This window comes from Mycobacterium sp. GA-1199 (assembly GCF_001500045.1).
Lineage (GTDB): Bacteria > Actinomycetota > Actinomycetes > Mycobacteriales > Mycobacteriaceae > Mycobacterium.
Genome location: NZ_LQIX01000019.1, coordinates 16,246 through 42,951 on the forward strand (window position 1 = coordinate 16,246; position 26,706 = coordinate 42,951).

23 protein-coding genes are annotated in these 26,706 nt (G+C 65.8%); 12 read left to right on the top strand and 11 right to left on the bottom strand.

The features are described from left to right. The first annotated feature begins 22 nt into the window (after window positions 1-22). Window positions 23-1,264, top strand: a complete 1,242-nt coding sequence (locus AU198_RS14090) for a cytochrome P450 (protein ID WP_064348768.1) — start codon at window positions 23-25, stop codon at window positions 1,262-1,264. Window positions 1,265-1,266: 2 nt separating this feature from the next. Here AU198_RS14090 and AU198_RS14095 read toward each other — a convergent pair whose 3' ends face one another. Then, the gene (locus AU198_RS14095) at window positions 1,267-3,606 is read right to left on the bottom strand and encodes a CaiB/BaiF CoA-transferase family protein (protein ID WP_064348769.1); all 2,340 of its coding nucleotides are present in this window, start codon (window positions 3,604-3,606) and stop codon (window positions 1,267-1,269) included. A 66-nt stretch (window positions 3,607-3,672) separates the two neighbouring features. On the opposite strand from AU198_RS14095, the gene AU198_RS14100 reads away from it, so the two are divergent. Both AU198_RS14100 and AU198_RS14105 read left to right on the top strand, forming a co-directional pair. Further along, window positions 3,673-4,482, top strand: coding sequence for a FadR/GntR family transcriptional regulator (locus AU198_RS14100; RefSeq protein WP_064348770.1), 810 nt, complete (start codon window positions 3,673-3,675; stop codon window positions 4,480-4,482). A gap of 20 nt (window positions 4,483-4,502) precedes the next feature. After that, the gene (locus AU198_RS14105; protein ID WP_064348771.1) at window positions 4,503-5,228 is read left to right on the top strand and encodes an SDR family NAD(P)-dependent oxidoreductase; all 726 of its coding nucleotides are present in this window, start codon (window positions 4,503-4,505) and stop codon (window positions 5,226-5,228) included. On the opposite strand, the gene AU198_RS14110 is transcribed toward AU198_RS14105, so the two are convergent. From AU198_RS14110 to AU198_RS14120, 3 genes are read right to left on the bottom strand one after another with little or no spacing between them, the layout of a single operon-like run. After that, complete coding sequence (locus tag AU198_RS14110; protein ID WP_064348772.1) at window positions 5,215-6,345, bottom strand: amidohydrolase family protein; 1,131 nt, start codon at window positions 6,343-6,345, stop codon at window positions 5,215-5,217. The genes AU198_RS14105 and AU198_RS14110 overlap by 14 nt on opposite strands. Then, a complete protein-coding gene (locus tag AU198_RS14115; protein WP_064348773.1) occupies window positions 6,342-7,391 on the bottom strand; it encodes an amidohydrolase family protein in 1,050 nt (349 codons plus the stop codon). Before AU198_RS14115 ends, AU198_RS14110 begins: the two co-directional genes overlap by 4 nt. Then, complete coding sequence (locus AU198_RS14120) at window positions 7,388-7,762, bottom strand: Rieske (2Fe-2S) protein (protein ID WP_231744669.1); 375 nt, start codon at window positions 7,760-7,762, stop codon at window positions 7,388-7,390. The genes AU198_RS14115 and AU198_RS14120 overlap by 4 nt, the downstream gene beginning before the upstream one ends. A 69-nt stretch (window positions 7,763-7,831) precedes the next feature. Here AU198_RS14120 and AU198_RS14125 point away from each other — a divergent pair, with 69 nt between their 5' ends. Both AU198_RS14125 and AU198_RS14130 read left to right on the top strand, forming a co-directional pair. Next, window positions 7,832-9,037, top strand: coding sequence for a cytochrome P450 (locus AU198_RS14125; protein ID WP_064348775.1), 1,206 nt, complete (start codon window positions 7,832-7,834; stop codon window positions 9,035-9,037). Then, window positions 9,034-10,191: a Zn-dependent alcohol dehydrogenase gene (locus tag AU198_RS14130; RefSeq protein ID WP_064348776.1), complete on the top strand. Its 1,158-nt coding sequence runs from the start codon at window positions 9,034-9,036 to the stop codon at window positions 10,189-10,191. The genes AU198_RS14125 and AU198_RS14130 overlap by 4 nt, the downstream gene beginning before the upstream one ends. Window positions 10,192-10,235: 44 nt before the next feature. Here AU198_RS14130 and AU198_RS14135 read toward each other — a convergent pair whose 3' ends face one another. The 3 genes from AU198_RS14135 to AU198_RS14145 all read right to left on the bottom strand — a co-directional run bounded on the left by AU198_RS14135 (window position 10,236) and on the right by AU198_RS14145 (window position 12,656). Continuing rightward, window positions 10,236-10,475, bottom strand: a complete 240-nt coding sequence (locus AU198_RS14135; RefSeq protein ID WP_064348777.1) for a hypothetical protein — start codon at window positions 10,473-10,475, stop codon at window positions 10,236-10,238. Window positions 10,476-10,595: 120 nt separating this feature from the next. After that, complete coding sequence (locus AU198_RS14140; RefSeq protein ID WP_064348778.1) at window positions 10,596-11,810, bottom strand: cytochrome P450; 1,215 nt, start codon at window positions 11,808-11,810, stop codon at window positions 10,596-10,598. Window positions 11,811-11,819: 9 nt separating this feature from the next. Continuing rightward, on the bottom strand, window positions 11,820-12,656 hold the full coding sequence (locus tag AU198_RS14145) for a mycofactocin-coupled SDR family oxidoreductase (RefSeq protein ID WP_064348779.1): 837 nt from the start codon (window positions 12,654-12,656) through the stop codon (window positions 11,820-11,822). Between the two features lie 52 nt (window positions 12,657-12,708). On the opposite strand from AU198_RS14145, the gene AU198_RS14150 reads away from it, so the two are divergent. The 5 genes from AU198_RS14150 to AU198_RS14170 all read left to right on the top strand — a co-directional run bounded on the left by AU198_RS14150 (window position 12,709) and on the right by AU198_RS14170 (window position 17,601). Then, on the top strand, window positions 12,709-13,299 hold the full coding sequence (locus AU198_RS14150; RefSeq protein ID WP_082691015.1) for a TetR/AcrR family transcriptional regulator: 591 nt from the start codon (window positions 12,709-12,711) through the stop codon (window positions 13,297-13,299). A gap of 166 nt (window positions 13,300-13,465) precedes the next feature. Next, a complete protein-coding gene (locus tag AU198_RS14155) occupies window positions 13,466-13,894 on the top strand; it encodes an MmpS family transport accessory protein (RefSeq protein ID WP_064348780.1) in 429 nt (142 codons plus the stop codon). Beyond that, a complete protein-coding gene (locus AU198_RS14160) occupies window positions 13,891-16,797 on the top strand; it encodes an MMPL/RND family transporter (protein WP_064348781.1) in 2,907 nt (968 codons plus the stop codon). The genes AU198_RS14155 and AU198_RS14160 overlap by 4 nt, the downstream gene beginning before the upstream one ends. Further along, on the top strand, window positions 16,794-17,132 hold the full coding sequence (locus tag AU198_RS14165) for a DUF732 domain-containing protein (RefSeq protein ID WP_064348782.1): 339 nt from the start codon (window positions 16,794-16,796) through the stop codon (window positions 17,130-17,132). The genes AU198_RS14160 and AU198_RS14165 overlap by 4 nt, the downstream gene beginning before the upstream one ends. Before the next feature lie 64 nt (window positions 17,133-17,196). Further along, entirely contained in the window at window positions 17,197-17,601 is a 405-nt protein-coding gene (locus AU198_RS14170) for a DUF5078 domain-containing protein (RefSeq protein WP_082691016.1), read from the top strand. A gap of 6 nt (window positions 17,602-17,607) precedes the next feature. On the opposite strand, the gene AU198_RS14175 is transcribed toward AU198_RS14170, so the two are convergent. Further along, entirely contained in the window at window positions 17,608-18,834 is a 1,227-nt protein-coding gene (locus AU198_RS14175; RefSeq protein ID WP_156431604.1) for a DUF7159 family protein, read from the bottom strand. A 325-nt stretch (window positions 18,835-19,159) separates the two neighbouring features. Between AU198_RS14175 and AU198_RS14180 the strand changes: the two genes are divergently transcribed. Together AU198_RS14180 and AU198_RS14185 are read left to right on the top strand one after the other, a co-directional pair. Beyond that, entirely contained in the window at window positions 19,160-19,684 is a 525-nt protein-coding gene (locus tag AU198_RS14180; RefSeq protein WP_286141470.1) for a cutinase family protein, read from the top strand. An 82-nt stretch (window positions 19,685-19,766) separates the two neighbouring features. Beyond that, complete coding sequence (locus AU198_RS14185; RefSeq protein WP_082691017.1) at window positions 19,767-22,634, top strand: MMPL/RND family transporter; 2,868 nt, start codon at window positions 19,767-19,769, stop codon at window positions 22,632-22,634. Here AU198_RS14185 and AU198_RS14190 read toward each other — a convergent pair. The 3 genes from AU198_RS14190 to AU198_RS14200 form a co-directional block, all read right to left on the bottom strand. Further along, window positions 22,522-23,880 carry an acyltransferase family protein gene (locus tag AU198_RS14190; RefSeq protein ID WP_064348785.1) on the bottom strand — a complete coding sequence of 453 codons (1,359 nt, stop codon included), beginning with the start codon at window positions 23,878-23,880 and terminating at the stop codon, window positions 22,522-22,524. The two genes, AU198_RS14185 and AU198_RS14190, sit on opposite strands and share 113 nt — an antisense overlap. Window positions 23,881-23,944: 64 nt before the next feature. Next, window positions 23,945-24,976, bottom strand: coding sequence for a methyltransferase (locus AU198_RS14195; protein ID WP_231744670.1), 1,032 nt, complete (start codon window positions 24,974-24,976; stop codon window positions 23,945-23,947). 131 nt (window positions 24,977-25,107) lie between these two features. Further along, window positions 25,108-26,604: a flavin-containing monooxygenase gene (locus AU198_RS14200; protein WP_064348787.1), complete on the bottom strand. Its 1,497-nt coding sequence runs from the start codon at window positions 26,602-26,604 to the stop codon at window positions 25,108-25,110. Window positions 26,605-26,706 lie beyond the last annotated feature (102 nt).

Below are 26,706 nucleotides of genomic sequence, written 5' to 3' on the forward strand. Positions count from 1 at the left end.
AGGACGGCGAAGGGAACCGCGCATGACGACGACCGGCCCGGTCGACCTGTCCGATCCGGCATTGTGGCAGAAAGGTTTTCCCGACGATCTCTTCGCGCAACTGCGGCGCGAGCGGCCGATCTTCAAGCACGGACTCACCGACCGGGTCGCGGCGACGCTGAAGCGCGACTTCTGGATGACCACCAAGTTGCACCACGCTCACCGCATCCACCGTGACACCGAATCGTTCACCGCCGCCGAGGGGCCGTTGATCCAAGGTGTGGGCGCCGTGGGGGCGTTCCCGACGATCATCAACATGGATCCGCCCGATCTGCTCAAGCGGCGCCGGGTGATGTCACACGCGTTCACGCCCAGGGCGATCGGGAAGCTCGAGCGAGACATCCGCTCGCGGGCGGCCGCGATGATCGACCGCCTCCTCGAGCGCGGCGGCGGTGACTGGATCGCCGACGTCGCCGACGCACTTCCGATGTCGGTGATCGGGGACATCGTCGGAATCCCCGAGCCCGACAGGCCGGAGATCTTCGACACCTTCGACCTGATCCTGCAGGCCAATTCGGCGTCGACGGACCAGCAAGCCGAGCAACAGCATCTGGAACTGTTCGGCAAGGTCTTCACCTACGCGGCGCAACTGACCGCCGAGAAGCGCCGGCACCCCACCGATGACATCTGGAGCACGTTGGCCACGGCGGTCGTGACCGACGAGAACGGTGAGGAGCTGTCGATTCCCGCCGCCGAACTCGACATCTTCTTCTTCGTGATCGCGTTCGCGGGTAGTGACACCACCAAGAACGCGTTGGCCTACGGCCTGCGGGCGTTCGTCGACAACCCCGCGCAGATCGAGCGCTACCGCACCGATCCGTCCGTGCGACAGACGGCGGTCGAAGAGGTGCTGCGCTGGTCGTCACCGGTGGCGTTCTGGAGCCGGGTCACCAAGGTCGACGTCGAGATCGACGGCGTCACAATCCCCCGAGGCGAACGCGTGGTGTCCATGTTGCGGTCGGCCAACCGCGACGAGGACGCCTTCACCGACCCGTTCACGTTCGACATCGACCGTACGGACAACCCGCACGTGGCATTCGGCGGTGGCGGACCACACCACTGCCTCGGGGCGATGCTGGCCCGCGCGGAGATTCGCGCTGTGCTCGACGAGGTGCTGTGTCGCGCCGACGACATCGCGCTCGGAGCGGCCGAGGTCACCTATCCGACCCTCGCCAACAACATGACGATCTTCCACTCGATGCCGATCTCCTTGCGGGCCCGCTGAATTCACAAACCCTTCGGTCGTGTCCCGATGACGCCCTGAACTTCGAGCCGCTCCAGGTCACCTTCGGTCAGGCCGCACAGCGCGGTGAGGACGTCGGCGTTGTGTTCGCCGAGTGTGGGAGGCGGGCGCTTGAGCCATCGTTGGCTGCCGGGCAGCCGGGTGAACGGCGGACAGGGGTAGAGGTTGCCCCCGGTACTCGGATGGTCCAGGTGTTCGAAGAACCCGCGGTGTCGTAGTTGAGGGTTCTCGGTGACGAGCGAGGGCGACACCACGACCTCGGCGGGCACACCCGCGCGTGTCAGCGCCTCAGCGGCGGCCGCCGCGTCGCGGGTGGCAAGCCAGGTCTGGAGGTCCGCACCGCCGGTGACATCGGCCAGTGCGGTGCGTTCATCTTCGGTGCGCGCGGCGAGTGCGATCCAGCTGTCGTCTCCCGCGCACCGATAGACGTCCTGCACGGCCGCGTCCTGCCCCCGGTTGCCTCGCCGCTCCATGACACGCCCGAACACCTCGTATTCGATTGTCTGAGCGGCGGTTACGTTCAGCACCGCTTCGATCATCGGCACCTCGACGAGCTGCCCTTCACCCGTACGGTCGGCGAACTCGAGTGCGGAGAGCGTCGCGAAGGCGGCATGAGCTCCGGCAAGCGGATCGCAGGCTCCGCGCGGAGCGATCGGTGGACCGTCGGGCATCCCGGTGACCCACGCCAAACCGGCGATCTGCTCCATGGTCGGAGCGAATCCGACGCGGTCCCGCCACGGGCCGGACAACCCGAACGCAGGCATCCGAACCACGACCAGCCGCGCATTGAGCGCGAGCAGAGCCTCTGCGCCCATGCCGAATTGCTCCATCACGCGCGGCGAGAAATTCTCCACCACGACGTCGGCCCGGGCGATCAGGCGCCGAACCAGCCGCAGCCCCTCATCGGACTGCAGATCGAGGGTCACCGACCGCTTGTTGGTGTTCATCGCGTGGAACACCCAGCCGTACTCCCACCAGTCGTCGACATCTTTGCGCATCCCGCCCGAATAGCGGATGCCGTCCGGGCGCTGGACCGATTCGATCTTGATGACGTCGGCGCCGAAGGCGGCCAAAGAATGGGTGGCAGCCGGACCGGCCCAGAACGCGGTGAAGTCGACGACCCGCACACCCGCCAGCGGCATGCGCTCGGTCGTCGCCTGGTCGGTGCGCGACAGCCTTGGCTCCCAGAATGATTCATCGTCACTCCCGCCGACGGAGGGTGAGGTGCCGACCGGGGCGGGACGCGCCCTCGACATGAGCCACGGGGGCCGCGGCTGACGGAATCCGGCCGGGTTGTCGACGTAGACTCCGCGTTCGCGAAGGTGATCCATCGACGGAATCGTCGCGCCGTTACCCAACGGTGCGAGCGGCAACCGGAACAGTTGTCCCAGTTCGACGATCTCGGCGACCGTGCGTTCCCTCATCCACGGGTCGATGCGTTCGCGGATCCATTCGCGGTAATCCCAACGGCCGATCTGGAACTGCAACTGCGCGATCTCCGTCAACTCCGGACAGTCGACCATCGCGGCGAAGTCCAACCACTGCTGCCCGGTGACCATGCTGATGCCCACGTAGCCGTCCTTGGCGGGTTCGATCGACGGCACCTCCACCGACCGCCGCACCGGCAGGACCTGCAGTAGGGCCGAATGAAGCCACTCCCCGCTCTGCATCAGCGTGATCGCCTCGAGCACAGACATGTCGAGGTGGCCGCCGGCACCGCCGGCGCGGACGCGCCGACGAAGGGCCAACGCACCGTATGCGGCCCACACCCCGCCCATGTACTCCCCCAGGTCTCCGCCGATCGAAATCGGCGGACCCGCTGGATCGCCGCGAAAACCGGTCAGGCCCGATGCCGCCTGCAGCGTGAATTCGGTCGCGGGCCGCCCAGACCATGGCCCCGTCCAACCGAAGTCCGAGATCGAGACGACGATGCATCCGGGCGCGGCCGCCAGCAGCGCGGCGGGGTCGATACCGTTCCGGCGGGCCGTGGGCTGGTCCCCTGTCACCACGATGATGTCGACACCGGCGAGCAGCTCACCTGAAATGCTTGTGACACCGCGCTTTCCGGCGTTGAGATAGCTGAACAGCGGCGAATCGGTGTTGTCGTCGAGCGCGGCCCCGCAGGCCGTGACGCGACGCAGCGGGTCGCCTTCGGGTGGTTCGACCTTGACCACGTCGGCACCCGCGTCGGCAAGAAGCTTGCCGCAGTACGCCCCGGCGATGCGGTCGCTGACCTCGACGACCCGCACATCGTCCAGTGGGGTGGGTACGGGTACGGTGGCACTCACACGTTCACCCACGCGCACCTCCAGGTTTTTCGCCATCTTAGTAACTATTGGCAGATGCGGGCCGCCGGTTGGCGGCGCTATCGCTGTTAATATTGCTAAGACATGACAACACTGGGTATCGGACTCGAGGCGCGCCGCCGGCTGGGATCCCGCAGGACCGCGGAGATCGTCGCTGACGAACTTCGTCGGCAGATCATCGAGGGTGAGCTCGTCGATGGCGACTTGCTTCCGCGGCAGGAAGTGCTCGTCGAGCAGTTCAACGTCAGCCTGGTTTCGCTGCGGGAAGCGTTGCGGATACTCGAGACTGAGGGGTTGGTCTCGGTGCGGCGCGGTAACCGCGGTGGCGCCGTGGTGCACGCACCGGCCAAGGCCAACGCCGCCTACATGCTCGGACTGTTGTTGCAGAGCGACTATGTCCCGCTGGCCGACCTGGGTTCCGCACTTCAGGAACTCGACCCGATGTGTGCGGCGCTGGCTGCGCGGCGACCGGATCGGGCGAAGACGCTCGTCCCCAAACTTCGCGAATACAACGCCGCGATGGAGGAGAACATCGAGGACGGTGCGCGATTCACCGAGATCGGCGGGCAGTTCCACGACGAGATCGTCCGCGGCTGCGGCAATCACACGATGGTCGCGGTGGTCGGCAGCCTCGAGACGCTGTGGACCGGCCACTTGAATTGGTGGGCCAACGAAACCGCCGCCAAAGGTGAGTATCCGTCGATGAAGCGACGCCGCATCGCGCTGAGCGTGCACACCAAGATCACCGACGCCATCGAGGCCGGAGACGCTGAACGGGCTCGCAAACTGGCCGCCAAGCACGTCGCCGACACCCAGACTTACTTGCTGGCCGGTGATCCCGAACAGCGGATCGTCGCCCTCTCACCTCAGGCGCTGGCGCAGCGTAAGCGTTGAACAGCCGCGAAAGGCACTGTATGCGGACGGCTTTGATCACCGGCGGCAGCGGCGGCATCGGTAAGGCGTGCGGCCGTAAACTCGCCGAACTCGGGTACGACGTCGTACTGACGGCGCGCCGGGAGGCGCCGCTGCGGGCGGCCGCCGAGGAGATCGGTGCGCGCTACGTCGTGGCCGACGCGAGCCTGCCATCGGGGTTCGGTCCCGCGGTCGAGGCCGCGGGAAGCATCGACCTGCTCGTGCACGCCTCTGGGGTCCTCGGTGGGACCTACGCGCGCAAGCAGACTTTCGAGCAGTGGCGGGCGACGATGTCGGCGAACCTCGATTCCTGTTTCGTGGTGACGTCGGCCGCGCTGCCGCGGATGCGAGCCGGTTCCCGGTTCGTGTTCATCTCGTCCTCGGCCGCCCATGAGCCGATGCGGGCCCGCACCGCCTACTCCGCGGCGAAGGCGGGCATGAACGCGTTCGCAGGCGCGCTGGCGCAGGAGGTCGACCGCGACGGGATCAACGTGCATGTGGTCACCCCCGGCCCGGTCGAAACCGAGATGCTGCAGGATGTGCCGTTCGAGATGTACGCGATCCGGGCCGCCGACGTGGCCGACGCCGTGGCCTGGCTCGACACCGTCGACCCGGCGGTCGACGTCCCCGAAATCCGATTGCACGCAATCACGCGCGGGCCCTTCGCCCGCCCGCCGATCGTTCCGCTCGAGGCGCAACGCCGCGCCGAAATCTCTACAAAGACTTGACCGTCGAGGGCAGCTTGTAGAGCGCGATGGCGTTGCCACGCATGATCCGCTCGCGTTGGTCGGCGGGAAAACGGCGGACAGCCCACTCCGGCGAGTCGTAGCTCCAGTGCGGGTAGTCGGTGGAGAACATCAGGTTGTCGCCGAGGTCCATCATCTCGAGGTACTCGCGGTAGACACCGACATGGACCTCCTCCACCGGCTGCGTGGTGAAGCGCACGTGTTCTCTCACGTACTCGGACGGTCGACGCTTCACGTGTGGCAGATCGGATCTGCGTTGCTCCCAGATGCGGTCCATCCGCCACATCACCGGCATCGCCCAGGTGAAGCCACCTTCGACGAAAACCACGCGAAGATCCGGATGGCGGTCGAACGCCCCGTCGAAGACCAGGCTCATCAGATGCGATACGTACAGCAGCGGCCAGGACGCGAAGAAGTCGTGCCAGTGTGCGGGGTTGCCCACGGGATAGATCGGGATCAGTTCGAACGGCGTCTGGCCCATCAGGTGTGTGGCGATGGGTAAGCCGTGCCGGGCCGCTGCGCGATACAGAGGGTCGAAATGTGGGCTGCCGAAGGGGATTCCGCGAGTCTGCGGCGTCATCAGCACCTCGGCCATGTAGGGGTGCCCCGCCCAGCGTTCGACTTCGGTGGCGGCGGCGTGCGGATCCTGAGCCGTCACGCTGATCGTTCCGCGCCAGCGACCATGCCAGTTGGCATCGCCCAGCCACACCTCGGCCAGCCAGTCGTTGTAGGTTGCCTTGAGGATGTGTTCGGCCTGCGGAAGCTGCGCGTCGCACATCGGTTCCAGCACAGCGATGCTCACGCCGGCGTCGACCAGCAACTGTTGGGCGGCGAAGTCGGGGTCACTGCCCGGTAAGCCACCGCCGGGCGGGCCGGCGTCGACGCGTAGCGAGTTCGTCTTGTAGGAGTCGGGCGTGTCGTAGAAATGAGGCACAGGTGAAACGGCGTTTCCCGTCGGCCACAGCGTGTCCCGCCACTTCGGCGGTGCATAGGACTTGAGGGTCTCGGCCGAGACCGGCATCGGATGGACGTCGGTGTCGACGATCGTGACCGCGACGTCCGCGGCCGCTGCGTGAGGAGCCGATGCGATGGCCGTCATGTCACCGCCACCTCGGACTCCAGCGCATACAGCTCACTGGCGTTGCGCCACAGCAGGTTGTCGCGTTGAGCCCCGTTGAGGCCGCGCACCGCATCGGCCGGCGTCATCGCCGACCAGTGTGGATAACTCGAGCCGTACATCACCAGATCCGCCTTGTCGGTGAAGTCCATCCAGCGCGCGGCCTGGCCGGCGGCGGTCGGACCGTCGAAAGCCGACGTACAGAACCGGACATGGTCGCGTAGGAACTCGCTGGGACGGCGATCGACCCAGGGGGTCTGATCGCGCACCGACATCCAGAACGTGTCCAGCCGCCACATCAGCGGGGTGAGGACGTCATAACCGCCGTCGGCGAAGACGAACTTCAGGCCGGCGTGCCTGCCGAACGTCCCCTCGATGATCAGCGTCGCCAGATGGACGAAACCGTTGAGCGGCATGAACGACGCGTATCCGGGATAGGTGTGTGCGTGCCCGGCGAACGTCGGCGCGTGGTCGACACCGTTACCGCCGTTGATGTGCACCGCGACCGGAAGCCCGTGCGCCGCGGCGGCCTCCCAGATCGGCTCGAACATCGGCTTGCCGTACGGCTCACGCGACTGCAGCGGGACACCGACCTGAACCATATTCGGATGGTCGGCTAACCGCTCGATCTCGGCGACCGCGCCCCTGACGTCCTCGGGGTTGACCCGGATGGTGCCGCGGAACCGTCCGGTGCCGTCGGGTTCGAGCCAGCGGTCGAGCAGCCAGTCGTTGACGGCAGCGCAGATGCGGCTGTTGAGCAGATAGTCGGCGATGTTGCCCCTGGTCAACGGGTTGAGGATCGCGCAGTCCACGCCGTTCTCGTCGAACAGGTGACGTGCCACGACGTCGGGGCTCGATCCCGGATAGCCGTCGCCGTAGAGATCCGGCCGGTAGTCCCCGCCCGGCGCCTGATACCACTGCTGCTCGACGTCGGGTACCGCACGAAGTTTGTGCGGCTCGGCCAGGTAGCGCCGGATCTCGGCGTTGTAGCGGAAGTGCGGCTGCACGGATGCGTCGATGACGGTCATGCGGTCAGGTACACCTGCCCGTCGGCGACATCGACCTCGTAGGTGCGCACGCGTTTCGTCGGGTCGGCCACGTTGATGCCGGTCGGGATGTCGAATTCCCATTGATGCCAAGGGCATCGGATGATCCGGCCGCTGCGCACATGGCGAACCCGGTCCGGGAGTTCGGGCGCATACTCGGTCGTGCCCCGGACGTAGCCGGCGCACAGGGGCGCACCCTCGTGAGAGCAGTAGTTGGCGATCGCATATAGGGACCCGTCGATGTTGTAGACGCCCACGCCGAACTTTCCTGCCTGCACCAACTTCATGCTTCCTGGCGGCAGGTCCTCGATGGCACACACCGCTCGGCGCCGCATCACGTCCCCTCGGTTCACCTTGACCTAGGTTACCTAAAATAGTAAAGATAGGCGGGTAGAGCGCCAACCCCGCTGCCGGGAGGCAAGGTGACGATCAGCACCCGTCCGGATGACCAGACCGTTCCCGATGTGGCGAGCGACCCCTACGCCTTTTTCGAGCGCATGCGCAGAACCGAACCGGTGTGGCGCGGCACCATCATGGACACCTCGAGCGTGCCGCCGGAACTGCTGCCACCAGAGGAATGGACGCTGTTCGACTTCGACAGCGTGTACAACGCCTTCCGTGACAGCGACGTCTACGGGTCGGAGGTGTACCACCGCACCATCGAGTTGGTTTTCGGCCCAACGATCCTCGGGATGCACGGCAAGCAGCATCACGACCACCGCAGCCTGGTGGCCAAGGCGTTCCGGCAGACCGCGCTGGCTCAGTGGGAGCCCGAGGTCATCGTGCCGATCTGCGAGAAGTTGGTCGACGAGTTCATCGACGACGGCGAGGTCGATCTGGTCAAGGCGGTGACCTTCGAGTTCCCGACCCGCGTCACCGCGGAGTTGCTGGGGCTTCCGCAAGACGACCTGGAGCTGTTCCGCCGCCTCTCACTCGAACTGATCTCGATCACCGAGGACATCGAGGCCGGGTTGACCGCTTCGGTCGAACTCGGCACGTACTTCCAGGACCAGGTGGACCAGCGGCGCCGCAAGATGACCGACGACGTCATCGGCGACCTGGTCGGCGCCGAGATCGACGGTGAACGGCTGACCGACGAGGCGATCATCTCGTTTCTGCGGCTGCTGCTTCCCGCCGGGCTCGAGACCACGTACCGGTCGTCGGGCAACCTGCTGTATCTGCTGCTGACGCACCCTGATCAACTCGATGCGGTCCAACGCAACCGCGAGTTGATCCCCGCCGCGTTCGAGGAGGGATTGCGTTTCGAGACGCCGTTGGTGACGGTTCCGAGGTCCACGACGTGCGACGTGGAGATCCACGGTGTCCCCATACCGCAGGGTGCACAGGTCAACCTCTGTATCGGTTCGGCGAACCGCGACGAAAAGCGGTGGGACAACGCGAATGTGTTCGACATCCACCGCCCGCGGCGTGCTCACACGTCGTTCGCCGGTGGGCTGCACAGCTGTCTGGGAATGCATCTGGCCCGAGTGGAGACCCGGGTGATGTTGACCAGCTTGTTCGATCGCGCAACGGATTTCGAGTTACAGGTCGACGGCGACACCCGGCTCGCCGGCCTGCCGTTCCGCTCCCCCATACATCTTCCGGTCACGTTCCGTCCGACCGGATGAGGAGCCGGGCGGCGATCCTGTACGACGTCGGCGGTCCGTGGTCGGTCGAGGACTACGAGTTGGACCCCCCGCGGGCCGGCGAGGTGCTCGTCGAGATGGCCGCCGCCGGATTGTGCCACTCCGACGATCACATCCTCAAAGGTGACATGTCGGTGTCCAACGAGGTCGCCCGCCAGTACGGTCTGACGCCGATGTTCCCGATGATCGGCGGCCACGAAGGCTCCGGTACCGTGGTCGAAATCGGCGACGGTGTAACGGAATTCGAGGTTGGCGATCACGTCGTGATGTCGTTTGTCGCGGTGTGCGGCCGATGCCGCTGGTGCGCTTCGGGAATGGAGTACCTGTGCGACGAGGGCGCAGGCACCATGGCCCCGGGGATGCCGACCGACCAGACGTTTCGACATCACACCCTCGACGGGCACCCGCTCGGGCATCTGTCGAAGGTAGGTGCCTTCGCCAGACACACCGTGGTCTCGGTGCACTCGCTGGTCAAGATAGACCCGCACCTACCCCTCGTCGCGAGCGCGCTGCTGTCCTGCGCTGTCCCGACCGGCTATGGCTCGGCGGCCAACCGGGCCGCTGTGCGTGGCGGTGACACCGTCGTGGTGATCGGGGCGGGCGGCATCGGAACCGCGGCGATCCAGGGCGCGCGGATCAACGGTGCCGCGCAGATCGTGGCCGTCGATCCCGTCGAGTTCAAACGAAAGGCGGCGCTGCAGTTCGGTGCCACCCACAGTGTTTCGACGGTCGCCGACGCGCTCGATCTCGTCCGCGACCTCACCGACGGGGTCATGGCGGACAGCGTGGTGGCCGCGCCGTCGCTGATCGCTGGCGAGGACGTCAACGCCTACCTGAAACTGACTCGCAAGGGCGGGACTTGCGTACTGACCGGGATGACGGCCCAGACGACGCGACGGGTCACGATCGCGCTGCAGGACTTCATCCTCTGGAACAAGAACCTCGTCGGCACCGTGTTCGGTTCGTGTAATCCGCGAGCCGACATCAGCCGGCTGGCCGGTCTCTACCAGTCGGGCCTGCTACAGCTCGACGAGATGATCACCCGCACGTACCGGCTGGACGATATCAACACCGCCTACCAGGACCTGCTGAACGGTGAAATCATCCGCGGTGTCATCGATTTCGCGCTCGACTAGCGCGCCGGCTGCCGGACCGATGCGCGACGTTCCGGCTGCGGTCGCTAGTACTGCCCGAGCGGCCGGCACAGGTTGGTGATCGGGTTCCAGTATTCGCCGGGCGCGCATGCCAGCGGTGTGGTCGCCACCGGGCCGCGACACACGTTCGCGACCGGATCCCACCACTGCCCGCTCGGACAGTTGATCGGTTGAGCCGAGCCGCTTGCCGCCGTGGCGATGGAAAAAGCCGCGATCGGGCCGGCGGCCGCGGCGAGGATCATCCCGCGAGAAACGATCTTGGTCATGCGTCGAGCTTGCCCAGAATGGGGCCGCCGCAAACCACCGGGGCCCAAAATCGTCGCTTAGCGGGTGGATAGCACGCGCCAGGTGCGTGCTACCCACCCGTTAACGCATTGTCGCCCGCCTCAGGGCAATACGACGTCGAGGCGCTCCCAGCCACGGACCGTCGACGTCGGCGCCAGACGCGCGGTCTCGGTGTCGATGTCCCACTCCGGCCAGCGGTTGAGCAGTTCGTCGAGCGCGACCCGCCCCTCCAACCGGGCGAGGTTGGCGCCCAGGCAGTAGTGCACCCCTTTGCCGAACGTGATGTGGCTGATGTTGTCGCGGTGGATGTCGAACGTGTCGGGATTGTCGTAGCGGCGCGGATCCCGGTTGGCCGCCCCGAACATCAGCAGTATCGCGCTGCCCGCCGGCACGGTCCGCCCGTGCGCCTCGAAATCCCTTGTGACCAAACGCGCCACGTTGTGGCCGGTCGGCTCGTATCGCAACGTCTCGTCGACCACACGCTGCAGCAATGACCGGTCCTGCACCACTTCGCGGCGCTGACCGGGATGCTCGGCGAGAACTTTGGCCAGCCACCCGATGAGTCGGCCCGTGGTCTCGTTGCCGGCGCCCGCGACGACCTGCGTGTAATGCAGGACCTCCTTGCGGGTGAGCTTGCGCGTCACGTCGTTCTCGTCGGTGAACTCGACGTTGAGAAGGGCGGTCATCAGGTCGTCCGAGGGGTTTTTCGCGCGCCAGTCAACGTATTCGGCGTAGATGCTGCCGTCGGCGATCTTGTCCGCGCGTACCACCTTCATGGGTGAGCCGGGCTTGGTGCGCAGGCTCGCGTCGTTGGCGTCGCGCACCGACACCTGCTCGGATTCGGGTATGCCGAGCAACATGCCGATGACGCGCATGGGCATCATCGACGCGAGTTCGGCGATGATGTCGAAGCGATCGGAGCCGACCAGGGGGTTGAGGCAGTTGACGCAGTACTGGCGGATCTGGTCCTCGAGCGCGGCCATTCGGCGCGGGGTGAACACCCGCGACATCAAGCCGCGCAGCATGGTGTGAACCGGCGGATCCTCCATCATCATCACGCCTTTGGGCATCTCGAACTCCGACTGGATGAGTTCGAGGATGTCGCCCCGGCTGTTGGAGAACGTCTGCCAGTCCAGCAGCGCGCGCTCGACGTCCTCGTGGCGGGACAACGCCCAGAAGTCGTAGGACTGGTTGTAGTAGAGCGGCGCCTCCTCGCGCAGGCGGGCATACGTCGGATACGGGTCCGCGACGATGTCCACCCGGTACGGGTCGTAGTAAACGGCGCTGCCGTGGGCCTTCTCGTCAACAGCGGTCATCGGTTCTCCCTACTTCAGGAGGCTGCCGGCGTCGACGGGCAGAGTCACGCCGGTGATGTAGCGGGCTTCGTCGGAGGCGAGGAACAGCACGGCGTTGCTGATGTCGACCGGCTCCACCCAAGGGATCGGAAGGTAGTGGAACGACTGGCAGATGGGCGCGAGGTCATCGGGCCCCGGATTCTCCAAGTCCGGCCGAAACAGCCGGTATGTCGGTTCGTTCATCAACAGCGGGGTGCACACATGGGTCGGGTGCACGCTGTTGACCCGGATCGAGTGCGCTCCGAGTTCGACGGCGAAGGTGCGCATCAGCCCGACGACACCGTGCTTGGCGGCGATGTAGTGGCCCACCTGCGGATAGGCCTTGGTGCCGCCGACCGAGCTGGTGAGGATGATCGACCCGCCCCGGCCGCCGGCGAGAAGATGTGGAACCGCCGCCTTGACGGTCTTCCACACGCCGCCGAGGTTGACGTCGATCGTCTCGTCGAAGCGGCCCTCGTCCATCTTGTGCAGCTTCACGCCGGTGGTGCCGATGCCCGCGTTGGCCACGACGATGTCGAGGCCGCCCAACTGTTCTACGCCGTTGTCGACGGCGGACTTCAGCGCGTCGAAGTCGCGGACGTCCACTTCGGCCGTGACGACGCGGCGGTCGAGGTTCTTGACCATGTCGGCGGTCTCGGCGAGGTCTTCCGGTGTGGCCGCCGGCGCGGTCGAGTCCGCGAAACCACGGCAGATGTCGACCGCGATGATGTCGGCGCCCTCCTGTGCCAACCGGACCGCGTGGCTGCGCCCCTGGCCCCGCGCCGCACCGGTGACGAACGCGACCTTGCCCGCAACCCGACCAGCCATCGCGCAGCTCCCCTCACTTGTTGGGCGATCGCCCAACATCTAGGCTGGCGCCATGTCTAGCAGCCCCGTCGGCGAGCGGTCAAGGGGCGGACGGGAGTCGGCCGCGCGCTCGGCCCTGATCGAGGCGACCGCCCAGGTCATGCTCGACGAGGGATACGCCGCAGCCACGTCCAGGAGGGTGGCGGCCCGGGCCGGGGTGAAGCCCGCGTTGGTGCACTACTACTTCCCGACCATGGACGACCTGTTCCTGGCCGTCCTGCGCGAAGGCGCCGAGGCGAACCTGGCACGGCAGCGGGAAGCGGCCGATGCCGACGAGCCCCTTCACGCGCTGTGGCGCCTCAACAGCACCCACGGGGCGCGGCTCTTCATGGAGTTCATGGCCTTGGCGAACCATCGCAAGGCCATCCGCAGTGAGATCGCGGCGTACGCCGAGCGGTTCGGAGGCGTCGAGGAAAGCGTGGTGGCCGCGGCGATGAGGGCGCACGGCGCGGACGTCGAGGCGTTCCCGCCGGTGGTGATGTCTATGATCATCACCAGCTTGGCCCGGATCGTCCTTCTCGAACGGGGGCTGGGCATAACCCGAGGTCATGCCGAGGCGCAAGCGTTCATCGGACGCTACCTGGACCGCTTCGAGATCAAGTGATCGTGAGCTGGCCCACACTGCGAACGCACGGGTGACCAGCAGCACTCCGACTTGAGTTAACCTAGGGCCAAATGAGAACTTATACGGGCTAAGTTACGCAGAGACGCATGCACAACGACGAATACGACTTGAGGGCGGATATGGGTTGCATCGGGCGGGCGCAGTAATGCTCCGGAAGGCGAGAAAGGTCTGGCTGCCCATCGTCATCATCGTTGTGGTGGCCATCGCGGGTTTCACGGTCAGCCGCATCCGGACCTTCTTCGGCGCCGAAGGCATCATCGTCACCCCCCGGGTGTTCGCCGAGGACCCCGAACCGTTCGACCCCAAGGTCATCAAGTACGAGATCTTCGGCAGCGGATCGTATGCGGACATCAACTATCTGGACCTCGACGCCAGGCCGCAACGGATCGACGGCGCGTCGTTGCCCTGGTCGCTGACGCTGCAGACCACGGCGCCCTCGGCCGCGCCCAACATCGTCGCCCAGGGAGACGGCCAGACCATCACCTGCCGAATCACCGTCGATGACGAAATCAAGGACGAAAGAACCTCCACTGGCGTGAACGCCCAAACCTTCTGCTTTGTGAAATCCGCATGACCGTTCCGACGAACGAGGCCCCGACGGACGCCTTCCCTCCCGTTCGCCGCGCCAAGCGGCCCTTCATCCCGCGGACGATCCGCACCTTCGCGGTGCCGATCATCCTGGGCTGGGTCGCGATTATCGCGCTGCTCAATGTGACTGTGCCGCAACTGGAAACAGTCGGCCAGGAGCGCGCCGTCTCGATGAGCCCGGATTTCGCGCCGTCGATGATCGCGATGAAGCGCGTCGGTCACGTCTTCCAGGAGTACGACTCCGACAGCTCGGCGATGATCGTGATCGAGGGCGAGCAGCCCCTCGGCGACGACACCCGCGCCTTCTACGGCGAGATGGTCGCCAAGCTCGAAGCCGACACCAAGCACGTCCAAAGCGTCCAGGACTTCTGGAGCGATCCGCTCACCGCCTCCGGCGCACAGAGCAGCGACGGTAAAGCCGCCTACGTGCAGGTGTACCTGTCCGGCAACCAGGGCGAGGCGCTCGCCAATGAATCGGTCGAGGCGGTTCAGGACCTGGTCGCGGGCATGCAGCCACCGCCCGGCGTGAAGGTCTACGTGACCGGCCCCGCCGCCCTTGCCGCCGACCAACACATCGCCAGCGACCGCAGCATGCGGGTCATCGAGGCCCTCACGTTCACCGTGATCATCACGATGCTGCTGCTGGTGTACCGGTCGATCGTCACCGTGATCCTGACGCTGGTGATGGTCGTCCTGCAGTTGGCCGCCACCCGCGGCATGGTGGCGTTCCTCGGCTACCACGAGATCATCGGGCTCTCCCCGTTCGCGACCAACTTGTTGGTGACGTTGGCGATCGCCGCGGGAACCGACTACGCGATCTTTCTCACCGGCCGCTACCAGGAGGCGCGCGGGGCCGGAGAAGACCGGGAGACCGCGTACTACACGATGTTCCACGGCACGGCGCATGTGGTGTTGGGCTCCGGTCTGACGATCGCGGGCGCGCTGTTCTGCCTGAGTTTCACCCGGCTGCCGTACTTCCAGACGATGGGGGTACCGCTGGCCGTCGGAATGGTGACCTCGGTGCTGGCGTCGCTGACGTTGGGGCCGGCGATCATCAGCTTCGCCAGCCGATTCGGCAACGTGCTCGAGCCCAAGCGGGCGATGCGGGTGCGGGGCTGGCGCAAGGTCGGCGCGGCCGTCGTGCGGTGGCCCGGACCGATCCTGGTCGCCACGGTGGCCCTGTCGCTGGTGGGCCTGCTGGCGCTGCCGGGATATCGGACCAATTACAACGACCGCAACTACCTGCCCGCCGACCTGCCGGCCAACGAGGGCTACGCGGCCGCGGACAGGCACTTCTCGCCGGCCCGGATGAACCCCGAGCTGCTGATGGTCGAGAGCGATCACGACCTGCGCAACTCCGCCGACTTCCTGGTCATCGACAAGATCGCCAAGCAGATCTTCCGCGTGCCCGGGATCTCCCGCGTGCAGGCCATCACCCGGCCCGACGGTAAACCCATCGAGCACACGTCGATCCCGTTCCAGATCAGCATGCAGGGCACTACCCAGCAGATGAACCAGAAGTACCTGCAGGACCGGATGGCCGACATGCTGGTGCAGGCCGACGAGATGTCCAAGACCATCGCGAACATGGAGCGGATGTCCAAGCTCACCAAGGAGATGGCCGCGACCACCCACAGCATGGTCACCAAGATGAAGGACATGACGGTCGACGTGGCCGAGCTGCGCGACAACATCGCCAACTTCGACGACTTCTTCCGGCCGATCCGCAACTACTTCTACTGGGAACCGCACTGCTTCAACATCCCCATCTGCTGGGCGTTCCGGTCGGTCTTCGACACCCTCGACGGCATCAACACGATGACCGACGACATCCAGGATCTGCTGCCCGATATGGAGCGGCTGGATCAGCTGATGCCGCAGATGGTCACGCTGATGCCGCCGATGATTGAAACGATGAAGACGATGCGGACGATGATGCTGACGATGTACTCGTCGCAAAAGGGTCTGCAGGACCAGATGGCAGCCATGCAGGAGAACTCGACTGCCATGGGTGACGCCTTCGACGCGTCGATGAACGACGACTCGTTCTACCTTCCGCCGGAGGTCTTCGACAACGAAGAGTTCAAGAAGGGCATGGAGAACTTCATCTCTCCGGACGGCAAGTCGGTGCGATTCATCATCGCCCACGACGGTGACCCGATGACCCCCGAGGGCATCGCGCGCATCGACGCGATCAAGCAGGCGGCCAAGGAGGCCATCAAGGGCACGCCGCTGGAGGGCTCCACGATCTATCTGGCCGGCACCGCCGCGGTCTACAAGGACATGTCGGACGGCAACAGCTATGACCTGATGATCGCGGCCATCCTGGCGCTCGCGCTGATCTTCACGATCATGCTCATCCTGACCCGAGCGGTCGTCGCCGCCGCGGTGATCGTTGGCACAGTCGTGATCTCGCTGGGCGCGTCGTTCGGTTTGTCGATCCTGATCTGGCAGCACATCCTGGGCATCGAGCTGCACTGGATGGTGATGGCGATGGCGATCATCATCTTGTTGGCGGTCGGCGCCGACTACAACCTGCTACTGGTCTCCCGGTTGAAGGAAGAACTACACGCCGGAATCAGAACCGGGATCATCCGGGCAATGGGCGGCAGCGGTTCCGTCGTGACCTCGGCCGGGTTGGTGTTCGCGTTCACGATGATGTCGATGGCCGTCAGCGAATTGACAGTCATCGGACAGGTCGGAACCACCATCGGACTCGGCCTGTTGTTCGATACTCTTGTCATCCGGGCATTCATGACGCCGTCCATCGCGGCGCTCATGGGTAAGTGGTTCTGGTGGCCACAGCGGGTGCGAGAACGTCCAGTGCCTGTACCGTGGCCAAAACCGAGGGAACTGACGCCGTCAGGGGGGGAAGGAGCACAGTCATGAAACGACTGATCAGTGGGGTTGCTGCCGCAGCGGCGGCGCTGGTGCTGGCCGCACCCGCCCAAGCGCAGGACATCGACACCGACTTCACCAACGAGCTGCACACGTACGGCATATACGGGCAGAAGGACTACAACGCCTGGATCGGCAAGATCACCTGCAAGCGGATACGCAAGGGCGTCGACCGCGATGCTTTCGCCTCGGCACAGTTCGTCCAGAACCAGCTGGCGCGGAGTCAGAACAGCACCGACCAGGCATGGAAGTTCCTGGCCGGAGCGCTGCGCTTCTACTGCCCCGACCGCCTTCCCATCTTGGACCAGGCCCGTGACCACCGCTAAAAACAGGAGCCGCAACGTGTTTCGTAAAGCCACCATTGCGCTGGCATCCTTCGGCTGCGCGGCGATGATCTTCCCGGTCACCGCTGCCGCGGACGCCACCGACGACTACCCGATCCCGAACCGGATCATGAGGACCACCTGCACGGTCGACCAGTACATGGCCGCGGTCCGCGATCAGGACCCGTTCTACTTCGAGCGCTACATGATCGACTACCGGAACAGGCATCCCGATGTGCAGAAGGGTGCTCGCGACCGGATCTACTGGTTCTTCTCGCTGGACTATGCGGGTCGCCGGCAGTACTCAGAGAACACTGCGACCAACGTGTTCTACGAGACGATGGCGCAACGGTGGGCCAACTGGGCCAAGCTGTTCTTCAACAACAAGGGTGTCGTCGCGCACGCCACCGACGTGTGCATGAACTACCCGCCGAGCCAGCCCGAGATCTGGAACTGGACCGCGACGCCATAGCCCGGCTCAGGGCAGCCCGCCGAACAGCGGGCTCAACGCGGCCTGAATCGGATCCGGAAGCGGCACGAGCGCTGGCGGCGCCGCAGCGGATTGCGCAGCGGGCGTCAAGCTCAGCCGGTCCGTGCCGGTCTGCGCGACGATGACGGTCGCGGTCGGTTCGTGATGCAACTCGGCCACCGGCGCCACGGTTTCGGTGGCCGGTTGCTCGCTGACCTCCGAAGCAACGGCGGTATCCATGCCGACGTCGGATGGGGAGATCGAGGCGTCGGGCATCGGCACCGGCTCGGCGACGACGTGTTTCACCACGATGGGGACGACGGGTCGCGACGGCACGGCGTGGACGCTCATCGACTGGCCGGCGTCCGACACCGCGGCGGCGGGGGTCATCGGCGCGGTCTCTACCGACGGCTCGACCCTGACCTCCGGCGCGTCCCAGCGGGCGAGTTCCGGGCCGAAGGCGAACAGGGCGATCACACCCGCCGCGAGGACCATCGCGGCGCGTCCATGCGGACTCAACCGGCGCCGGGAACGCAGCTGCCTCGACTTTCCCGCTGGCGGGGGCGGCGCCGCGGCGCTGATTGCCGGACCGCAAAGCGCGGCACCGCGGGCCAGCGCGAGCTGAACGTCGTCGGACGAGACGACCGGGATACCTAGGGCCTCCCCGAGGGGCGCCGATATCAGCTCGAGGTCCCGGCGCGCGCCGATCAGGTGGAGACGGTCCGGGCGCACCCCCTCGTCGTCGAAGAAACCCGCGAGCCACCTGGCGAGGCCGTCGGCGCTCTCGCGCATGTGCGTCATCGCGGTCCGGACGTTCTCACCCAACACCGTCACCACCGTGACGGCCGAGGACTCCACCACGCACACCGCGCACCCGTCGAATTCGTCGGCGGACCCGATCGCCCGGGCCCAGGCTCGCGCGGCATACGCCATCCGTACCGTGGACACCTTTGCAATTCCCATGTCGGACAACGACTTCCGGAGCAGTTCGGCCTTCGCGCCGACATCGGCGCTCCACGTCATGCGAACCTTGTCCACCCGATGGCCGCTGGCCGACGCGATCGCCCGCGCGCCCCGCACCGCTGCTTGATGGGTCGAGATGTCCCCGTCGGTCGCTACGTCGGCGACGACGGTGAAGTGGTCGTGGTCCACCGTCTTCGCATCGACGTCCTCGCCTTCGAGCAGGACCCACGCGATACCGGTCGATGTCATCGACAGCCCGAGCACCGTGTCCACGCCGCCTCCTTTCCCGCCTGAACCCCAGCCGCAGCTGCGCTGTTCGGCTGAGATCGGCGAAGCGAGCATAAGTTGCTTCGCGGTGCGCGGCATCTCGAAAGATCTGCGGGCTCCAGCGTTCCGAGATCGGACTGTTGTTGCCCGCCGCTGGCTCCGTTAACGGGTCGTCAACCGTGTCCGGCGTGATGTCACGTCTGGGCCCTGCGTAGCGAAATACCCGTATGAGCGAAATCGCCGGCTGCGCGGCCCTCCTGTCCGTCGCGATCACAGTGTCCGCATTGGTCGGTGTCCCGCCGCCGAGGCGGCCCCGTGCCCGGAGGTCGAGATCGTCTTCGCGCGCGGTACAACCGAGCCGCCGGGAGTCGGGGGCATCGGGCAGGCCTTCGTCGACTCGGTGCGGTCCCGGCTCGGCGACCGGTCCGTGGGTGTCTACGCCGTCGACTACCCCGCCAGCCGCGACTTTGCGGTGAGCACCCGCGCCGGCGCCCAGGACACCCGCGACCACGTGCAGTCGATGGCCGCCGACTGCCCCGCAACCAGGATGGTGCTCGGTGGCTACTCCCAGGGTGCCGCGGTAATGGACGTCGCCACCGCCGGGATGCCCCCGACGGTCGCTCCGCACGTCGCCGCGGTCGCACTGTTCGGTGGCCCGCGCAGCAGCTTTGCCGATCGGTTGTCGCCAGGCCCGCTGCCGTCTGTGGGGCCCGACTACGCCGCCAAGACGATCGATCTGTGTGTCCCGAACGACCCGATCTGCTTCGAAGGGGGACGCGACATGGGCGCACATGTCGCCTATGTGCAGGCCGGATTGGTTAACCAAGCTGCGGAGTTCGCTGCAGGGCGGATCTGACTACCCGTTGAGGGGTTTCATCTGGTAGGAACTAAGGCGGTCCTAACACCATAGGGAGGAGCTCCGCCGAGGTGAATTCCTGGTGAGCGCTCCCACCGCGCCTTCAACCGAACACGCCGCGCACTCCGAACGGTCTCAACTGGCCAAGTGGATCCGGCGGCTCGCCCTGCCCATCATCGTCGGGTGGATCGCGTTGATCGCGCTCCTCAACGTGACCGTGCCGCAGCTCGAGGTCGTCGGCCAGATGCGCTCGGTGTCGATGAGCCCGTCGGAGGCTCCGTCGGTGATCGCGATGCAGCGCGTCGGCCACGTCTTCGAAGAGTTCAAGTCTGACAGCTCGGCGATGATCGTCCTCGAGGGCGAGCAGCCGTTGGGCGACGACGCGCGCCGGTACTACGACGAACTCGTCGACAGGCTCGAAGCCGACGACAAGCACGTCGAACACATCCAGGACTTCTGGGGCGACCCGCTGACCGAGGCCGCGGCCGTGAGCGGCGACGGCAAGGCCGTCTACGTGCAGGCCTATCTGGCGGGCAACATGGGCGAGGCCCTGTCCAACGAGTCCGTGGAAGCCGTCAAGAGCATCGTCGACAGCATCCCGCCTCCCCCGGGGGTGAAGGTCTTCGTCACCGGCGGGTCGGCCCTGGTCGCCGACCAGCAGATCGCCAGCGACCGCAGCATCCGCATCATCGAGTACGCGACATTCGCGGTCATCATCACGATGCTGCTGCTGGTGTACCGATCGATCGGGACCATGCTCATCACGCTGGTGATGGTCTTTTTGGCGCTGGCGGCCACGCGCGGAGTGGTGGCCTTCCTCGGGTACCACGACCTGATCGGCCTCTCGACGTTTGCGACGAACCTGCTTGTGACGCTCGCGATCGCGGCGTCCACCGACTACGCGATCTTCCTCATCGGGCGCTATCAGGAGGCCCGAACTCTGGGTGAAGACCGAGAGACGGCGTTCCACACCATGTTCCGCGGAACGGCCCATGTGGTTTTGGGCTCGGGTATGACGATCGCCGGCGCCACCTTCTGCCTGTCGTTCACCCGCCTGCCGTACTTCCAGTCCCTCGGTGTTCCGCTGGCGGTCGGAATGACGACCGCGGTATTGGTGGCACTGACGCTCGGCCCGGCGATCATCACGATCGCGACGCGATTCGGTCGCTTGGAACCCAAGCGCGCCATGCGCATCCGTGGTTGGCGCAAGATCGGCGCCGTGATTGTCCGCTGGCCCGGGCCGGTGTTGCTCGCGACCGTCGCGCTGTCGCTGGTGGGGTTGCTGACGTTGCCCGGGTACCAGCCCAACTACAACGACCGTCTGTATCTACCCGCCGATCTGCCTGCGAACCAGGGCTTCGCCGCTGCCGAACGGCACTTCTCCCCCGCCACCATGAACCCCGAGTTGCTGCTCATCGAGACCGATCACGACCTGCGCAACTCGGCGGACTTCCTGGTGATCGACAAAATCGCCAAGGCGGTCTTCCGGGTGCCGGGCATCTCGCGGGTCCAGACCATCACCCGCCCCAACGGCAAACCGATCGAATTCAGCACCATCCCAGCGCAAATGAGCCTCGGCGGCGTCGGGCAGGATCTGAACCGCAAGTACACCCAGGACCGCATGGCCGACATGCTCGTGCAGGCCGACGGGATGCAGGAGAACATCGACACCATGACGCGGATGATGGCGTTGATGGGCGAGATGAACGCCACCACCCACAGCATGGTGGAGAAGACCAAGACCATGGCGGCCGACACCGCCGAATTGCGGGACCACATCGCCGATCTCGACGACTTCATGCGGCCGATCCGGAACTACTTCTACTGGGAACCGCACTGTTTCAACATCCCGGTCTGCTCGACGATACGGTCGATCTTCGACACCATCGACGGCACGAACAAGCTGACCGACAATGTCCAGGACCTGGTTCCGGACCTGGAGCGTCTCGATGCGCTGATGCCGCAACTGCTGGCGCTGATGCCCGAGCAGATCGAGTCGATGCGCACGATGCGGACCATGATGCTGACGATGCACGCCTCGCAGGGGGGCCTGCAGGATCAGCAGGCCGCTATGAGCGAGAACCAGTCGGCGATGGGCGACGCCTTCAACGACTCGTGGAACGACGACACGTTCTACCTGCCGCCGGAGATCTTCGACAACGAGGACTTCAGACGCGGCATGGAGAACTTCATCTCGCCCAACGGGCAGGCCGTTCGGATGATCGTTCAGCACGAGGGCGACCCGCTCAGTGCCGACGGCATCGAACGCATCGACGCCATCAAGCAGGCCGCGAAGGAAGCCATCAAAGGCACGCCACTGGAAGGGTCGACGATCTACGTCGGCGGAACCGCCGCGGCCTTCAAGGACATGCAAGAGGGAAACAACTACGACCTGATGATCGCGGGCATCCTCGCGCTGGCGCTGATCTTCACGATCATGCTGATCATCACGCGCAGCGTCATCGCGGCCGCGGTGATCGTGGGCACCGTCGTGCTGTCCCTCGGTGCGTCCTTCGGCCTGTCGATCCTGGTGTGGCAGCACATTCTCGGCATCGAACTGCAGTTCATGGTCATGGCCATGGCGGTGATCATCCTGTTGGCCGTGGGCGCGGACTACAACCTGCTGCTGGTCGCGCGGTTGAAGGAGGAGCTGCCCGCAGGTATCAACACCGGGATCATCCGGGCCATGGGCGGCAGCGGGTCGGTGGTGACCGCGGCGGGTCTTGTCTTCGCGTTCACGATGATCTCGATGGTGGTCAGCGAATTGACCGTGGTGGCGCAGATGGGCACGACGATCGGCATGGGTCTGCTCTTCGACACGCTGGTGATTCGCGCGTTCATGACGCCGTCGATCGCCGCGCTGCTCGGCCGCTGGTTCTGGTGGCCGCAGCAGGTGAGGGCCAAGCCGAAGCCCGTGCCGTGGCCCGCGCCGTCGCAGCCGACGCCGTAAAGCAACCCAGCGTCGTCCACCCCAAGGCTCCGGTCAGCCCGTTCTTGGCCAGCAGCACCAGTGCCACGCCGGCCAGCACGATCATCACACCGGCGGCCACCGATCGCGGCCCTGTCGCACCGACAGGTGCGTCCCACCACGGCAGGCGGCGATGCTCGAGCGGCGAGAGCAGTCGGAACAAGGCGAACATCACGATGGCGAACACGGCGGCGCGAAGCGCGAGCATTGCCCAAAAGTACGGTGCGTCAACGTCATACGCGTCGAGTCCGATCGCGTGCAGTGAGAACGCGGCGATGGCAATGGCCACGATGTGCCAGAGGTACAGCGTCATGGCTCCCCCGTTGCCGACCGCGACGACGTACCAGACCCGTGGCCGCTGCGCCCACCGCTGGATTGCCCCCGCACACGCGATGAACGCGGCGGACACCCACGTGCAATGCAATGCGAGAAGCAGGGTGGGCGGCGAGACGTTCGACAGCTGCTCGGTTCCGGTGACGACGAGCGAGACCTCGTAGGGCCCGAACATCGCCAACGCCGTCTGTGCGAGTAGCGCACCGGCCGCCACCGCGAGCGCGACACGCGGACCGATCAACCGTCGCGCATATCCGACGCCCAGAACGACCGGGATGAGCCAGACGATGACGAAGTTCGCGACTCCGGCCATCGGAGCACCGACGGAGAGCCGGATCGTGTCAACGACCGCGGCGGCAACCAGCAGGCCGGCCACGACCACCGCGACGTCGCGGCCCGTCGTCAGCCGGGTCAGGGCGGGCACGAACGCGAGCACGACCAGGTACACGCCCAAGAACCACAACAGCGCGACGGACTCGCGGCCCAGGTCCGCGGCGGAGTCCGGGCCCAGGGTCAGCCGCACCGCGAGAAGTCCGACCGTCCAGGCCGCCAGATACCAGAAGACCGGCCGACACAATCGCTGCGCACGTGCGACCAGCCAGGTCCCCCACGACTGGCCTGCGTGCCAGCCGTATGCGCCCGCGGCGCCTCCGGCGAGGAAGAACAGGGGCATGACCTGCACGATCCACGTCACCGGGGCGAGCGCGGGAATCTCTCCGAGGATGTTGCCGATCCGGACGCCACCGGAGTCGATGGTGGCCAGCAGCAGCGCGCAGTGGCCGAACATGACCACGATGAGTGCGGCCAGGCGGGCGACGTCGACGGCGCGGTCACGGGTCGGCGGTGTGTCGGCGGCCAGTTCGTCGGCGCCGGAGAGGGCCTTGGTGAGCGGCATGAGTTCAGGATGCCCCGGCCCGCCGCGGCTCGGCTTGAGTAGTACTACGTGACGGTCCCTCGGATTATTTGATCGCGACCACCATTGAGTCCGGCCCCACCAGCGGTTCGACGTAGCTGTCGCGAAAGCCGGCGTCGGCCATCCACCGGCGGCAGTCCGCGCCGGTGAAATCGAAGCCGCCGACATCTTCGATCAGCATGTTGAGACTCATCAGCAGCCCGAATGCGTTTTCCCGCCGATCGTCGTCGATGATCGCTTCGTAGACGATCAGCGCTCCTCCTTCGCGAAGCGCGGCGTGGGCATTGCGCAGCAGCAGGCACTTCTTCTCGAGATCCCAGTCGTGAAGTATGTGCCCCATGATGATCACGTCGGCGGTGGGTAAGGCGTCGACGAAGAAATCCCCGGGTACGAACTGGAGTCGGTCTCTGAGGCCGTGTTCGGTGACGTAATCATTGAAGACCGGTTCGACTGGGGCCAGATCGAACCCACTGCCGGTCAGTTGAGCATGGGCTTCGACGATCTCGACCGCGACCGCACCCTGCGCGCACCCGACGTCGACGAAGTTCTTGTAGTCACGCCAGGGGAACTTCTGGGCCAACGCCTCTCCGGCCGCGCGGCTGAGTCCGCTCATCGCCGCGGCGAACTGCGCGAGCTTGTCGGGATCGGAGTACACGGCTTCGAAGAATCCCCCGCCACTCTTTACTTCGCTTTGAGGCTGGCCGGTGCGCAAGGCCTCGGTGAGCGATCCCCAGAAGGTGTAGAGGCGCGCGTTCTCCATCTCGAGCACTCCGCCCATGTAGGTGGGCTTCGCGGGGTCAAGGAACAGGTCGGTCGCCGCGGTGTTGGAGTACCGACCATCGACGCGTTCGAGCATCTTCAACGCGACGAGGGCGTCGAAGAAATCCCGTGCGCTGCGCGGATGGATACCGACGCGGTCGCGCAATTCGTCGACGGTCAGCGGACCCGCATGGCTGAGAAGACCGAAAACTCCCAATTCGACCGCGCTCAGGAGCGTCTTGGAGCCCCAGAACGCCGTGCCCAACTGCATGATCGCGTCGGGTGTGACGGTGCCGTCGCGGCCGGTATCGCTGCTCATTGTCGACATAGCAGACCTCAATCCAGTTGAGCCGAAGGACTACGTCCGTGCTGCCGCTTGATTGTCGTCTCTACGGTGCAAAGCTTCTACGGCGAGCGCTACTCGATCTTCCCGAGGGAACTTTCTATTCGTCAAAGGTGCGGTGGCTCAACGCCATCTAGCAAATTGCGGTACGCATTCTCACGCTCGGTGAGAGCAGGCGAGGTGATCGCAGCGAAAGCGGCGGCGTCACGGGCGAACCGAGCCGGCGCACCATCCAGCGCGTCGGGACCCTCGAGGCGGAAGCAGCTCGGGGCGAGCGGGCCGAACAACAGGGCGCGGTGAAACTCGGGCCAGTTCTCGATCACCGGATCGACGCCTGCGGCCCGGGCGAAGGTCAACGCCACGAGATTCATCCGCGTCTTCTGCGGCAGGCCACGGCGCAAGCGGTACGCCTCGATTGCACAGCGTTGCTCGGAGGCACTCGGAACCGGGATCGTGCCGCCCCACGTGTAGGCGATCCAGCGGGCCTGCAACTCCAGCGGCACGAAGTATCCGCCGGACTGATCCCACATCCCCATGAACGCCAAGCCGGGCAGGTCGGGATGGAAGGTGTGGCGATCGGTGTCGAGGTGAACGTCGTCTGCATCGAGGGTTGCTTGGACCTCGTTGTGCAGGAACGGCATCGAAAGACGGAAACCGGTGCCGAGCAGGATGCCGTCGAACTGCTCGGCACGCCCGTCGGCGAACGTCACCGTCGCACCCGCCACCGATGTCATCCACGGGCGCACCGCGATTCGGCCCTCCCCCACCAGCGGCAAGTAGTGCTGGCTCAGCGTGACGCCTGCGGCCAACAGCGAGGCATCGGGTGCCGGTGCGCCATACTGCTGCGGCATTCCCCCGGCTTCGACGACGATCTCCTTGAGTTGACGGTCGATCTCGGCGGAGGGCAGTGTCTCGTCGGCCAGCGCCAGGTACCGGGTGAAGATTCGGTGGTCGGATGGAACACCGGCGGCGAACTTCGGCAGCACGTAGCGCTGACGGCGCTGGGTGACCACCACGCGTGCGGCCCCGCGCTGAGCCAATTCGGCGGCGATCTCCAACGCGCTGACAGCACATCCCGCCACCAGGACACGCTTGTCGCAGTAGGGCGCCGGATCCCGATAGTCGAACGTCGGTATGGCACCAAGTGGACCGGTGAAGCCGTCCAACCCATACACAGCCGGAACGAGGGGCGACTGGAACCGCCCGGTGGCTACGACGACGCGCTCGTAGCGTTCCTCACCGCCCGCGCTGCTGACCAGCCACCGACCGTCGTCGTGGCGGATGCTGGTCACCGGAGTGAGGAACCGGATTCGTCGGGAGAGATCGAACATCTCTGCGTACCGGTGGAGGTAACGGACGATATCGACCGCCGGCGGAAAGACGGGGCCTTCCCCCGGGTCGAGATCACTGAACGCGGTGAGGACGCGACTTGTGTTGGTGTGCATGGCAGGCCACACGCCGCTGCGGCCCCGCTCCCCGGTCCACTGACCTCCTAGGGTCTCGGCGCGCTCGTAGATCGTCGGCTCGAATCCCTGAGCGATGAGCCAGCGTGCCGCGACGAGCCCGCCGGGGCCCGCACCGATGACCGCTACGTCACCGGCCACTTGGCTTTCCGGGACGCAGCGTGCCGCCACACTTCGGCATGAGAGTCGAATCTACTGCGGATTTTTCTCGGGCCATGCCGATCGCGTGCTGAATCGGCCCGC